The sequence below is a fragment of the Colwellia sp. genome, from assembly GCF_013214175.1.
In the GTDB taxonomy this organism is placed as follows: domain Bacteria; phylum Pseudomonadota; class Gammaproteobacteria; order Enterobacterales; family Alteromonadaceae; genus Colwellia.
The window spans coordinates 153,442-166,307 of record NZ_JABSPA010000009.1 but is presented as its reverse complement, the minus strand read 5'-3'; the positions used below and the strand labels follow the sequence as shown (position 1 = coordinate 166,307).

10 protein-coding genes are annotated in these 12,866 nt (G+C 39.2%); 3 read left to right on the top strand and 7 right to left on the bottom strand.

Annotated features, from left to right (window positions below):
• Positions 1-31: 31 nt before the first annotated feature.
• From HRT55_RS18515 to HRT55_RS18490, 6 genes are all read right to left on the bottom strand, one after another.
• Positions 32-1,741 (bottom strand): amidohydrolase, encoded by a 1,710-nt coding sequence (locus HRT55_RS18515; RefSeq protein ID WP_291623597.1) that lies wholly within the window; start codon positions 1,739-1,741, stop codon positions 32-34.
• A gap of 106 nt (positions 1,742-1,847) precedes the next feature.
• A complete protein-coding gene (locus HRT55_RS18510; protein ID WP_291623596.1) occupies positions 1,848-2,684 on the bottom strand; it encodes an AraC family transcriptional regulator in 837 nt (278 codons plus the stop codon).
• Between the two features lie 62 nt (positions 2,685-2,746).
• On the bottom strand, positions 2,747-3,568 hold the full coding sequence (locus tag HRT55_RS18505) for a GNAT family N-acetyltransferase (RefSeq protein ID WP_291623595.1): 822 nt from the start codon (positions 3,566-3,568) through the stop codon (positions 2,747-2,749).
• A 401-nt stretch (positions 3,569-3,969) separates the two neighbouring features.
• Positions 3,970-4,914, bottom strand: coding sequence for a transcription termination factor Rho (rho, locus tag HRT55_RS18500; protein ID WP_291623594.1), 945 nt, complete (start codon positions 4,912-4,914; stop codon positions 3,970-3,972).
• Between the two features lie 318 nt (positions 4,915-5,232).
• On the bottom strand, positions 5,233-6,135 hold the full coding sequence (locus HRT55_RS18495) for an SAM-dependent methyltransferase (RefSeq protein WP_291623593.1): 903 nt from the start codon (positions 6,133-6,135) through the stop codon (positions 5,233-5,235).
• 132 nt (positions 6,136-6,267) lie between these two features.
• Positions 6,268-6,801 (bottom strand): DUF1569 domain-containing protein, encoded by a 534-nt coding sequence (locus HRT55_RS18490; RefSeq protein WP_291623592.1) that lies wholly within the window; start codon positions 6,799-6,801, stop codon positions 6,268-6,270.
• A gap of 305 nt (positions 6,802-7,106) precedes the next feature.
• Here HRT55_RS18490 and HRT55_RS18485 point away from each other — a divergent pair, with 305 nt between their 5' ends.
• From HRT55_RS18485 to HRT55_RS18475, 3 genes are all read left to right on the top strand, one after another.
• Positions 7,107-7,382 carry an HU family DNA-binding protein gene (locus tag HRT55_RS18485; RefSeq protein WP_291623591.1) on the top strand — a complete coding sequence of 92 codons (276 nt, stop codon included), beginning with the start codon at positions 7,107-7,109 and terminating at the stop codon, positions 7,380-7,382.
• Between the two features lie 344 nt (positions 7,383-7,726).
• Positions 7,727-8,773 (top strand): PLP-dependent cysteine synthase family protein, encoded by a 1,047-nt coding sequence (locus HRT55_RS18480; RefSeq protein ID WP_291623590.1) that lies wholly within the window; start codon positions 7,727-7,729, stop codon positions 8,771-8,773.
• Positions 8,774-9,007: 234 nt separating this feature from the next.
• Complete coding sequence (locus tag HRT55_RS18475) at positions 9,008-9,649, top strand: pseudouridine synthase (RefSeq protein ID WP_291623589.1); 642 nt, start codon at positions 9,008-9,010, stop codon at positions 9,647-9,649.
• 381 nt (positions 9,650-10,030) lie between these two features.
• On the opposite strand, the gene prsT is transcribed toward HRT55_RS18475, so the two are convergent.
• Positions 10,031-12,859: an XrtA/PEP-CTERM system TPR-repeat protein PrsT gene (gene prsT, locus HRT55_RS18470; RefSeq protein WP_291623588.1), complete on the bottom strand. Its 2,829-nt coding sequence runs from the start codon at positions 12,857-12,859 to the stop codon at positions 10,031-10,033.
• Positions 12,860-12,866 lie beyond the last annotated feature (7 nt).

Below are 12,866 nucleotides of genomic sequence, written 5' to 3'. Positions count from 1 at the left end.
ATATAGCAAAGCGGACTCAAAGCTTGAAGGATTATTCTCCTTCGTCTAAGCCAGAGCCTGAAGAAAATGTGATTAAACCGCCACGTACGGTTGTTAGCACATTAATGTTTCTAATTTCGTCAGAATCAACCTTCAATGGATTTTTATCGAGAATGACAAAATCTGCAAGTTTACCAACTTCAAGTGAGCCATTAGTTTTCTCCATACCAAACTGATAAGCGGCGTTGGTGGTATATGCTGCCAAAGCCTGCTGAGGCGAAATAGCTTGATTTTTCCCCAGTACTCTGCCGGTTTTCGATGTACGATTGACTGCTATCCACATATTTAACAAGGGATCGATGGGCGAGACCGGCGGATCATTATGCATTGAGGGATTAACTCCGTATTTAAAGGCGTCAGCCATGGCACTTAAGCGCTCAGCTCGTTGTGCACCCAATGTCTTTTCGTAGTGGAGGTCGCCCCAATAATAAACATGTGTGGTAAAAAACGTTGGCGATACATTTAAAACAGCCATTCTCTTAATTTGCTCCTCGGTGGTCACTTGAGCATGAATTATCTGAGGGCGAATATTGCTATCTAATTTTTCTGCTAATGTTTGTTGTGCATATTCAATAGCATTTAAGGCTATATCTACAGCGCCATCACCATTAGCATGAATCGCTGGCCAGTAACCACGTTGGTACATATTTAAAACTTGTTTGTTAAAAAAATCTTGAGTACCTTGTGCCTCGCCTTCGCCCATTTCTTTAGTATGATAACCATCACGAAGGTATGCCGTGCCTCCCTGAAGCGATCCATCTGTCCAAGTTTTAATAAATGGAATTTTTAACAGGTTATTTTCATAACCTTTTAAGTGAGGAACTATTTCGTCAAAATCGGGTGCTGTTGAAAAGTATCCACCAACAACCCTTACCGGAAAGTCTGGCAAACTGGTAGCTTGTTGCAAACCTGCCAACACAGTTCCATTCATTATCCCTAATTCCGACGACGTGGTAATTCCTTTTTCTGCACGCATTAATGCTGCTGACATCGCTGTATCCGGGCTAGGGTTAGGATAGTTTTTTACAGTAAACAATGCAGGTTGACCACTTAGGTAGCCGGTCAACCGTCCATTATCATCTTTTTGATAAAAGCCCCCCCGAGGATTTTCCGTTAACTCGTTTACACCTGCTTGTTTTAACGCTTCGCTATTGGCGAAGCCACCATGACCACTTAAATGAAACACCATAACAGGGGTATTTGGAAACAACTTATCGAGCAGATCACGCGTTGGGCCACGTTGTTCCGCATACAGAGTTTGATCCGCACCAAATGCAATGATCCAGCCCTCTTCATTAATTACGGTATTTTTTATCTTGTTTAAAGCTTCAGCAAGAGTCGGCGTAGAAAAGGGAGAGACATCCGTGATGACACTGGTTGAACTCGACATATAAAGATGATCATGGGTTTCGATAAAACCAGGGACGATTGTTTTCCCGTTAAGGTCATGAAGCCTAGTGTATTTATTGATGGCTCTACGAACCTCAGCTTCTGAGCCAATAGCAATGATGTCATCACCAGAAAACGCCATGGCATTCGCTGAAGGCTGTTGAGCATTCATGGTGACAATATCAGCATTAACTATCAGTGTTACATCTGACAGGTTTGTATCTGTGATTTCATTTGACTGTTTACTGCAAGAAACAACAGTGGCTAGGCAAGTTAAAATTAACGGTAGAAGATAATATTTTTTTATTATCATAATTTATCCTTGTTTCTATTTTTACGTCATATTCAGTGGTTATTACTATGATATTTACATTAATATTGCAGAGTTCAAAGTAATATTAAGTACAAAAACGACAACGTTACTTGGATTCCACCCCGCCATAAACATCGATAGTGAAACCACGTTGTTGACTATAGTTTTTTGGCGTTAATTGAATTTGTTGCTTTAAATAACGAATTAAATGCGGTTGATCGCTAAAACCAAACTGATAGGCGATATCTACCCAATCTATATCACACTCTTTACGTTGATAAAGGTATTCTAAAATAGCCTCAAGTTTATTCATCGATTGGCATTGTTTAAGAGTAAAGCCGGTCACTTTTAAAAAACTACGCTCGACACTACGTTGTGAGCAAAACAACAAGTCAGCTAACTCATTAATAGGTTTATTATTACTTAGCAAAGGAATTATTTTTCTGGTGATTTCGCTATGTGTATCTTCATGGCAATGGGCTAACAAAGGTAAAAACAATTCATCTAATAGTTCAATACAGTTATCAGGATCTTCCTTTGCTTTTACCAGTAATTCATCTGCACTGATGAAAGCAGCACCTTTAAATACGTCAAAATTCATCGCTTTAACTGTGTTTAACAATGCTTGGCTAAAGGCGACACTATTTAATGAATACAACGCCCCCACTTTGAACTTAATTCCTATGCATGCGAGAGACTTAGCATGATCTAATTCAATTGTTTTACTGTAAGGATAAAGCCAATGTGGGCCTTTGCCCTTAAATGTATCGTCTTCTATTTCATATTGATACGTTTGCTTTGCTGAAGACAATATTAGATGTGCTGACGGATCAGGATTTAGTTTAGGACGCTCAAAGCCACCAGCAGATTTCTCAAGAAACCAATAACACTCGATATATTTAGCAACCCCTAGCAATTTAGGTGTTTTTAACCAACGTATCATCAACCCCTCCGATAAATTTTATTTAGGCTACTTTATGCTAACTATCTTGAAAGTATAGTTTTTTAAGCAATATTAAATTCAAACTGCACGATACGGTTAGTTGAGATAAACCCTGCACTGACAATCGCTTTTTGCGCAGCAATATTATCACTTTCAGTGGAGCACATTGATTTCAAACCTTTGCTAGATGCATGTGTTTTTAGCCAATTTAATACTTTTTTGGCAATACCTTGACCACGCATTGATTGAGCAACGATCATACCTAAATCAGCATAATCACTCTGGTGCTCGTCAAACAATCGACACTCCCCTACCGCTAATAATTGCCCTTCTTTGCGGTAACCGAATAGCTCTTTTCGTTTAATTAACTTACCGTAGTAGCCCGTTAGCCATTGCTCAGGGGCACCAATATTGTTTGACGCAAATTTAACGTATTCAGCTAATTGTTGTTCAGTGGCCATTGCCATAACAAAAGAGTGCTTTTGAGTATTACTTACCTTGGGGTCTTGCTTATACATCAATGCATTCACTTTGAATATTGAGGAATTGTCTAGACATAAAGACATATAGTCAGGCTCAGCCGTACTAACAAAGGCACCTTTAACTTGACCTATTACCTTGCTATTTTGTTGTGCAATTAAAGTAAATAATGCTTGAGCAGAAGTGTCACTATTCGTTTCTAAATGAAATTGCAGCAAATAGCCATCGTCATTTATGCAACAAAAACCGACAAGCTCGTTGTTAACATAGAAACCAAAATGTTCCGACATTGGTACAAAACCAAAATGCCACATACCATCCAGTGCTGATGTTGTTTTTTCAAAATATTCTTTTTTTAATTCATTTAATTCGCTGAGTACGGCTATTTTTTTAATTTCTAACATAATTTATTACTCAATATTAACCATTGGAATAGTAACTGCTTATTTACTGATAAGAGTTTTCTCTATTTTTATCATGGTAATTTTAAGTGTTAACTCATACTAATAATTGAATAAATACGACAACATGCCTTATTTCTATCTAGGTAGGGATAAATAACGGAGTGGAATTTAACTATATTAAGTCCGCAGTTTAGCTAGCCAATGAATTTAGCAATTGCATAACCAGCGGTTAATTGCTTTTGACTTAAGGTGAACTGCAAGTCGTTTTGAAACGGCTTGCAGTTCTCTTGAAATCTCGGATTTGTGATAATAGTCAGCCTTTAATAGCGCAACTAGAAAATGTCTGCTTTTAGCGTTCAGTTGAACTAGATAAGGTTTTTTTTAGCTACTAATTTTAGCTACTAACGGTTCAGCAGCTCGGCATTTGTTGGATAATTTTCCAGTAACTCAACCAGTTTTATCGTACCTTCTACCGGCTTAAGACCGGTAAGTGCCCTGCGCAATACTCTTACCTTGTCGAGTTCCTTCGCATTTAGCAGTAATTCTTCACGGCGCGTACTACTTTTAGCAATATCTAACGCGGGAAAAACCCGCTGATTTGCCGCATCACGTGATAAAACCACTTCCATATTACCCGTGCCCTTGAACTCCTCAAATATCACCTGGTCCATCCGGCTGCCAGTATCTACCAGTACGGTCGCTAGAATGGTCAGCGAGCCACCATGTTCAATTTTTCTCGCTGCGCCAAACAGTTTTCGTGGTATTGCCATCGCTCTAGCGTCGAGCCCGCCCGACATGGTACGACCGCTGCCTTTTTGATTGGCGTTATGTACACGAGTGAGCCTGGTCAAAGAGTCAATGACAATCATGACATCGTGCCCTTCGCCAGCTTCCCTGCGAGCAATGTTAAGCAGGTCATTGGCTACACGAACGTGTTGGTCATAGCTTTCATCGGTCGATGAAGCGTATACCTTTGCCGGCACGCTGCGCTTAAAGTCAGTCACTTCTTCTGGACGCTCATCAATGAGTAATGCATAAAGCTTTATCTCTGGATAGGCAGTGCCCACCGACTGACAAATATGTTTTAACAGTGTCGTTTTTCCAGAGCCAGGAGGAGCAACAATCAAACCTCGCTGCCCCAAACCAATGGGTGTGAATAAATCCATCGCTCGGGTGGAGAGCTGCTGTGAACCTAACTCTAAGCGAATACACTGATGCGGATTGATAGCTACGCCATTTAAAAAACGCTTTTGTGGGTCTTCGTGAGGGACAACCTTGACCACTTCATCTACTGGTTTAGCGACTTTTTTTCTTTTCACGTTCAAAGTTAATATTTTTCTTGTCATGATATTGCTTTATAGCTCTAGAGAATTAAGTGTTTTTTTATAATTTTTTTAGTCGTCGAAGGCAGTTAACAACTGAGAATGTTGACCATGTAAGCTTACATGTGACTAAAAGAATGATGATAACGTATTAGAAAATGTATTGATGAGTTTTTTTACGCTAAATCGGCACAAAGTGTACTTAAAAAGTTTGGTACAGACATAGATTAGTGCCAAAAACCAAACCGCTTGGGGGGCATCGACATATATCACTTGGAACGTGATAGCCCAGACGCTCATTTTACCATGGAGCTCTCTTACTACCTAAGAGTTCTCTACAGTCTAAGATTTCGCTATCACAAAATGTTCGAGTTTAAAGATTTGATCTTCAGCAAGGGTTCTACCGACAGGGGTAAAGTACACCGAGTTTAGATCTGCCAACGTTTTATTTTCCTTTATCGAAAAACCATTTTGAGAAAGTCGGCTTTCTATTTCTTCCGCCGTGTAGAATGATATCCAAGGTTCCCCCACTTTAGCAGATAACTGTTTTATTGTTTCTGCTCGCTTCGCCGCTTTTGGGTAACCCTTACCAAAGCAGGCCACAGGATCTTTATCTAGCAGTTTATCGACGTAAGATATAAAAAAAGTTGAACTTGTTTTTTGAGTAAGCGCTGCAATTTCTTTGATTGTTGCAGTGACTGCCTCTTTAGTGATGTACTGCGAGACGCCTTCAAGGGTAAAAACGGTGGACTTGCTTTGATCGAAACCCTCAGCCAAAAGTTGTTCTGCTAGCGACTGATGATTGAAATCAACGCTCACATAAGTGACATTTTCTGAATTAGCTAATTCTTTGGGAAGTTTAGAACGCTTTCTCGCCTGAACTTCTGGCTGATCAACTTCAAATATTTTTAATGAAGACGGAAGTTCAAGGCGATGAGCCCGTGTGTCATATCCCGCCCCCAGAATAACGTATTGCTCTGAGCCACTAGCAGCACTTTCTTTGATCAGATCATCGATGAAACGCGTACGGGAAATTAAGTGTTCGTGAAAACCAGGCGCGAATTTTTGAGTTATCCAGACGCTTAGTTTATGCCCCATCAGCTTGATCAACCCAGCACCTAATACAAACCTATCGGCATAAGGATCATTTATGATGCGTTTATCAGGTTTAGCGAGTGTTTCAATCAAACGTTGTTTGGCCACCCCTTGGGCTGTGCCGTCTTTTCTAAAAATTGAATTACTCATAGGTAGCCTTTTATCGAAAACTAAATTGCCCCGTCCCAATTAACCTCTTTAGTGACAATTATATAAATAACTGTCCACCAAAGTGGTACAAGATCACAGCCAACAGTTATGTGTAAGTTCTTAATGCGCTAGTTAGCTCTGTATTTCTTCAAGATGATTATATAAGTGCATCACATGTGCTATTTCATATTCACTCTTTGTTAATTCACCATATGCAAAATGTGGTGCGAGTTCGCCTTTATAATTCTCAAACTCAATGAGTGATTTTTTTAAATGATCTAATGCCGCATTAGTATCTGAACTTGATTTGATCAAAGCAGAGCCAGGGATAGGTTCACTTAACCCATGAATCATTTTTCCTTTATATTCAAAAATTGAAAACGCTAATGTTCCAATTGTATTCTTGAAAAAGTTAGATTTATGCTGTGGAAATTTGGACATTGAATACTCAACACTTTGTGCGCAATGCATAAATATTTTATATATATCCCATTCTCCAGTTTGTACAAGATTCTTGTTAGATAATAATTCCAACCTTTTTAATGCAGTTGCGATTTTAAGATCTAATCTATTAGCGCCTTCAATTAACAAAGCTGCTCCAGCTCCAACACCAACTAAAGAGCCACCGATAACTAGAGAACGTTTAAAAAATTGTCTCCGATTCATATTCCCTCCATGCAGAGCTAAAGCTTATTATGGAGGCTTCTCAGTAATGCCCGTCCCATAGCTTTTATGTAATTAACATTAATATCCCATATTTTCAAAGCTTTAGAAACTACAAATACTGTGTTTTTTGTTATGACTTGAATATTACTAAGACTTCTCAGCAAGATAAATGGCACTAAACATTAGAAAATAATGGCCATTTTTTATATTTTAACGTCAACAATGCCTACGAAGTAAAATTTCCTATTGCTCAATTCACTATTATTTCTTAGTATGTTCATGACAATAATAATTAAGGAAGAATAATGAACAAAAGTGAATTAGTAGCGAAAATCGCTGAAGGTGCAGATATTACTAAAGCTGCGGCTGGTCGTGCGTTAGATAGTTTAATTGAATCTGTAACCACTGAACTAGCTAGTGGTGGTGATGTCGCATTAGTTGGTTTTGGTACCTACAAAGTAAATGACCGTGCCGCTCGTACTGGTCGTAACCCTCAAACAGGTGCAGAGATCCAAATTTCCGCAGCAAAAGTACCTGCATTTAAAGCGGGTAAAGCATTAAAAGAAGCCGTTAACGGTTAGCCATATCTGGTCACAAATGTGCTTTCATATAAAGTGTTCTATTTGTGACCTACTCTCTTTTACTTTATACAATTAAAAACTGATGCAGAGTCACTAAAACACTTTGTGCCCCATTGCCCCATAAAATTAATTTCAGTCGTACACTCTAAGGCTAAAACGCCCAAAGCCATGTGGAAGTAATAGAATATCTCAGCTTTATGATCGAAAAATGGCCCTTCCTATACGCGAGTATTTATCGTATAAATAAATACCAAGAAAAATTAGTTTAAGAAGCATGTTAATGCTGAATTCAACAAATACCGAAAAGTAATTAATTTTACCTTTAATAGCCAAGAGAATATCTTATGAAGAACTGGGTCAAGCAGAGTGTGCAAAAAATTGAAGCTGACTATAATCGTTCCGCTGATACTCATCTATTAAAAATAGATATTCCTAAAATCCCCTGTATTCATCTATATCTTAAGGATGAAAGTACCCATCCTACTGGCAGCCTTAAACATCGATTGGCCCGTTCACTTTTTTTATATGCCCTTTGTAACGGCAGGATTAAAGAAGATACCACTATTGTAGAGGCATCATCTGGCAGTACAGCGGTATCTGAAGCATATTTTGCACAAATGATCGGCGTACCCTTTATCGCTGTTGTGCCTAAATCGACAGCGAAGAGTAAAATAAATAAAATAGAGTTTTATGGCGGAAAATGTCACTTTGTTGATTCTGCGCCAAAAATGCATGACGAAGCCACTAAGCTTGCAGCAGAAATTAACGGCTATTTTATGGATCAATTTACCTATGCCGAACGAGCGACAGACTGGCGTGGTAATAACAATATTGCCGAGAGTATTTATGCTCAAATGGAAAAGGAGCCTTACCCTATACCCAGCGCTATTGTGATGAGTGCTGGTACTGGAGGCACTTCAGCTACCTTAGGTAGATATATCCTTTATAAAGGCTTTGATACAAAACTTCTGGTAGTTGACCCTGAAAATTCAGTTTTCTACGACAGTTTTATATCAGGTGACCGCACCCTGACAAACAATAAATCAAGCCGTATTGAAGGCATTGGCAGACCTAAAGTTGAACATTCTTTTCAACCTAATGTTATAGATCAAATGATGCAAGTGCCTGACGCCGCAAGTGTTGCAACAATACTATGGCTAGAAAAAATTATTGGTAAAAAAGCAGGCCCCTCAACAGGTACAAATATATGGGGTGCATTGTGTCTTGCCAAAGAGATGGAGGCTAATAATAAACAAGGCTCAATAGTAACCTTGCTGTGTGATAGCGGTGAACGTTATTTAGACTCATATTACGATGAAAATTGGGTTGCTGAGCACATAGGTGACATTCAACCTTACACCGATAAATTGAATGATTGGCTCTCAAAGTAGTAGTGTTTTAATTAATATTTAACGTTACTTACTCTCTCTGTGGGCACGTAGCTATGTACATGAAGGTGCAACCTTATCTTAATGTGTGCCCTTTACGCCAAAAAACGACTCGGCAACCTATAAAAACGTTGATCAGTTTCACTCAACCCTAACACTTATCAGACGCAGTGCATCTAAGCCAGACTAACTGTATAATGCGATACCTCTAAGCCTTTACTATCAAAGCTACATTTAATGCCAAGTACTAACCAAACCAATTTAACAGAGCTCGCTGAGCCAAGCCTCGATCACCAGAGCCCGCACCAGCACTTCAAAATATTTAAGCCCTATGGTTTTTTAAGTCAGTTTGTACCAGAATCACGAAAGAAGAAACATCTACTTGGTGAGCTATTTAACTTCCCCGACAAAACCATGGCGATTGGGCGATTAGATCACGACTCCGAAGGCTTATTGTTACTCACAACCGACGGTATGATGAGCTATAAAGTCAGAGACAAAGGCATAGAAAAAGAGTACTACGTGCAAGTTGATGGAGTAATCACTGCGACCGCAATGTCACAGTTGCAAAATGGTGTTGAGATTGGCATCAATGGCACTAAATATCTAACCCTGCCTTGTAAATCGTTCAAACTAGACGGTGAACCTCAACTGCCCGCTCGTGGTCGTAAAATCCGCGATCCGAAACATGGCCCTACTAGCTGGATCTCTATCACTCTGTGTGAAGGGAAAAATCGTCAGATAAGAAAAATGACCGCTGCTGTGGGCTTTCCCACATTAAGACTGGTAAGAGTTCGCATTGGCGACATCAATATCGATAGCTTGATTGCCGGTGACGTTGTTACGCTAGCTAATTTTGACGCCGCACTTAATCGCTAAGCCCTCCAGCATTAAACCCTTTGTGTTTGAGCACACCAAGCCGCCTAAGTGAGTTAGAAACCTATAACTAAGTAGTCAAATTAACTATGCCACTTCAACACAATGTTTATTTCTTCTTTGTAGGGTTCCGATAACTATACCGAATTCAGATTCGAAGGTGATGACTCTGTACTATTGCACGAGTTCGCGGCCTCGTATCAGCTCAATCCGCCGCTAACATTCGCTATGTTGCCAATTGAACTGAAAATACGACTTTAGTGACGATGAACATCGTTTGGAATATAACTAACAGCTCTAATGGTAATCACTTAATTTTGTTATCAAATAACCCCCAATAAGCTTTAAGGTGCAATGAGGTTGTTAACCAATATGTTTAGTGAGTTACGTCTTCTTAATTTTTTCTAACAACGCTTGTGCGGCTTTTTTTTCAGTAAAATTATTTTTGTAATTCGTTGATATTTGTAACTCGTTAACCGCCTCATCACTGCGCCCTAGGTGATGCAAAGTGTAGCCCAAGTGATACCTAATTGACGGATCGCGACCATTCATCGATTGTGCTTCTCTCAATATTTTCAACGCTTGCTTATATGATTTTTGTTTGGCCAGCACCCAACCATAAGTATCTAAAATAGCGGCAGAACGTGGCTTTAGCTCACTGGCTTGTTGCGCAAATTTTTGCGCCGCATCTAAATCATCTTGCATACTTACATGGGCTAGGTTGTTGAGTACATCGGCTCTATTAGGCAATTTCGCGGTCTTAATTAAAGTAGTATAGTGCTGCTTTGCTTCACTATAACGCTGCTCCAATAATAAAAAATCAGCAAGTATATTTCGATAGTAAAAATTTCTCGGCTGTTTGTTGAGGGCTTCGACGAGTTGCTGCTCAAAAATATCTTTTTTCACACCCTTGATTGCCAAGTTATATGCTTTCGCGAGTGCCATGCCATTATTATTGTTTAGTTTAAAGGCATACAAGTAACTAGCTTGTGCTTTTCCTATTTGCTTATTGACTAGTTGTAAGTCACCTTCGAGCATCAATATTCTTGAATTGGCTTTGTTATCACCTTTGAGAGACGCTATTTTTTTGCTTGCTTGTGCTAAGTCTTGCTCGTAAATACTTAACTTGGCATCGGCATATTTTACCGCGTTTTTATTCGGAGCGATGTTTAACGCTCTGTTAATACTTGCACGCGCCCCAGCTAAGTCATTCGACCGCCTTTGTAAATTAGTGAGGATAATCAGATGTTTGGCATCGTCATACCATAAACCATATAAAATGTTGAATTGTTTCTTTGCTAGCGCTTTATCACCTAACAGTAAATAAATTTCTGCGCGCTTTTTGATGTAATCTGGCGCCAGGTATTCATGGCGAAGTAACCTGTTTAATATTACTAACGCTTGCTCGTATTTACCGGTACTTTTTAGTAGTACCATTAACATTTCTTGCGCGGCTATATTATTAGCATCAATTCTTAGTAATTCATGCAATTGGTAAATTGCGGAGTCAGCGCTACCTAAAATCACCTCTGTTTTGGCCAGCAAATATTTAGCACTGGTGTGATCGGTTTTTTTCTTTATCAAGGTCAACAAAATACTTTTCGCTAATTGTGGTTTACGCATTTCCAGCAAAGCAGATGCCTGATTATACCGAGCGGCAAGGTGGTCTGGTTGCTGTTGTAACAGTTGTGCCAACACTTGTAATGCCTGTTGTGGCTGATCAATCTTGATTAAGGCAGCAGCCATGGCATTTAACAGTTCAACATTATTGGGGTATTCCGTTAACAGTTGGTGGATCAGTAAGCCCGCGGCTCGAGGTTGATTATTTTTAATATAGAGATTGATTAAGTCACTTTCAAAGGCATTGTTACGGTTTTTTTTGTTGGCCTGGGTGAGTAGCGCAATGGCTTGTTCGAAATGATTGCGACTAAACAACATACGTGCTTCAACTAACAATAGTGTTGCTTCATTAGGGTATTGTTCCTTGAGTATCGGCAGCAGTTCTTCACATTTCATTTGCGTGCGGTTTTCTATATACAGATCACAAAGCAAAATAGATAAATTTAAGTCAGTGTGAATGTTTTTTTTGTGCTTATCGAGTATCTCTCGAGCGTAGCCGAGCTGATTTAGTTTTATATAGGCATGGGCTGCAACGGCAACCGCTTGAAAGTTTTCGGGGTTGTAAGAGAGATATTGCACCATTTCCCTGACCGCACTTTCATAGTTTTTCAATAGGTAAGAGGTCAAACCGTTAATAAAGATAATCTCGTTGTTTTCTACCAATGTCAGCTCTGAGACTAAACTTATTTGATTATTAAGATCGTAGAGGATTTGCTTAGCAAACTCTTCCTGATTTGCCGATATTAATAGGTTTGCTTTCAGTAACTTTGCTCTCGGGTCGTGCGGTGATTGGATTAAGACTTGCTCAATTAACGTCAAGGCTTGCTCATTTTCCTTTAGGAGAATAAAAATGGAAGCCAAACTGCGTTTAGCATCTACATAGTCAGGCTGTAAGCTGAGCACTTTTTGAAATGCATCTCGTGCTTTTTCTATGTTATTTTGCTGTTTATATATTTGCCCTTGTAAATGCCAGACGATGTAATTATCACTATCCATTTCAAATGAAATAGCGATTAAATCAATGGCTTTCTGCAACTGTTCAACTTTTATATAATAGCCAACTAAACTATTAACGACATTGGGATTGTTCGGAGATTGCTTTAGGGAAGTCTTAAGCTCTATTAGCTCCTGAACCGGCTGCTTTAACATGCCGTAAGCACGCGCTTTAAGCATGTGCCACTGGGTATTAGTTGCTTGACTCAAGGTGTAGTTATCGCCTAAGTTAAGCACCTGATGAGGTTTTTTTTGGTGCAATAATGCTTCAGCCAAAGGAGACAATATATTCTCGATATCAGCGCCTAAATCTAATGCCTCTTGCAATTCCAGCATTGCCCTTAGGGAGTGACCATCTCGTAAAAGTACTTTACCCATTAAAATTTTACCGGGGATATGATCGGGGTTATCCCCTAGGGTATTTTTTAAGTGGATAAAGCTGGTTGGAAAATCCTTTTCATTATAGCTTTTCAACGCTTTTTCATAATGATCTACACTTTCATTTTGATTTTGATTTTGATTTTGTGCATTGGCGGGGATGTTCGCTAAGCCAATAACCATAGCGAAAAAAATTAAAAATAATAAATCTTTGTTAAACATTAGCATC

Excerpts from the sequence above, each read along its gene's own strand:
- HRT55_RS18515 (WP_291623597.1), bottom strand. The coding sequence starts at position 1,741 with ATGATAATAAAAAAATATTATCTTCTACCGTTAATTTTAACTTGCCTA.
- HRT55_RS18510 (WP_291623596.1), bottom strand. The coding sequence starts at position 2,684 with ATGATACGTTGGTTAAAAACACCTAAATTGCTAGGGGTTGCTAAATAT.
- HRT55_RS18505 (WP_291623595.1), bottom strand. The coding sequence starts at position 3,568 with ATGTTAGAAATTAAAAAAATAGCCGTACTCAGCGAATTAAATGAATTA.
- rho (WP_291623594.1), bottom strand. The coding sequence starts at position 4,914 with ATGACAAGAAAAATATTAACTTTGAACGTGAAAAGAAAAAAAGTCGCT.
- HRT55_RS18495 (WP_291623593.1), bottom strand. The coding sequence starts at position 6,135 with ATGAGTAATTCAATTTTTAGAAAAGACGGCACAGCCCAAGGGGTGGCC.
- HRT55_RS18490 (WP_291623592.1), bottom strand. The coding sequence starts at position 6,801 with ATGAATCGGAGACAATTTTTTAAACGTTCTCTAGTTATCGGTGGCTCT.
- HRT55_RS18485 (WP_291623591.1), top strand. The coding sequence starts at position 7,107 with ATGAACAAAAGTGAATTAGTAGCGAAAATCGCTGAAGGTGCAGATATT.
- HRT55_RS18480 (WP_291623590.1), top strand. The coding sequence starts at position 7,727 with ATGAAGAACTGGGTCAAGCAGAGTGTGCAAAAAATTGAAGCTGACTAT.
- HRT55_RS18475 (WP_291623589.1), top strand. The coding sequence starts at position 9,008 with ATGCCAAGTACTAACCAAACCAATTTAACAGAGCTCGCTGAGCCAAGC.
- prsT (WP_291623588.1), bottom strand. The coding sequence starts at position 12,859 with ATGTTTAACAAAGATTTATTATTTTTAATTTTTTTCGCTATGGTTATT.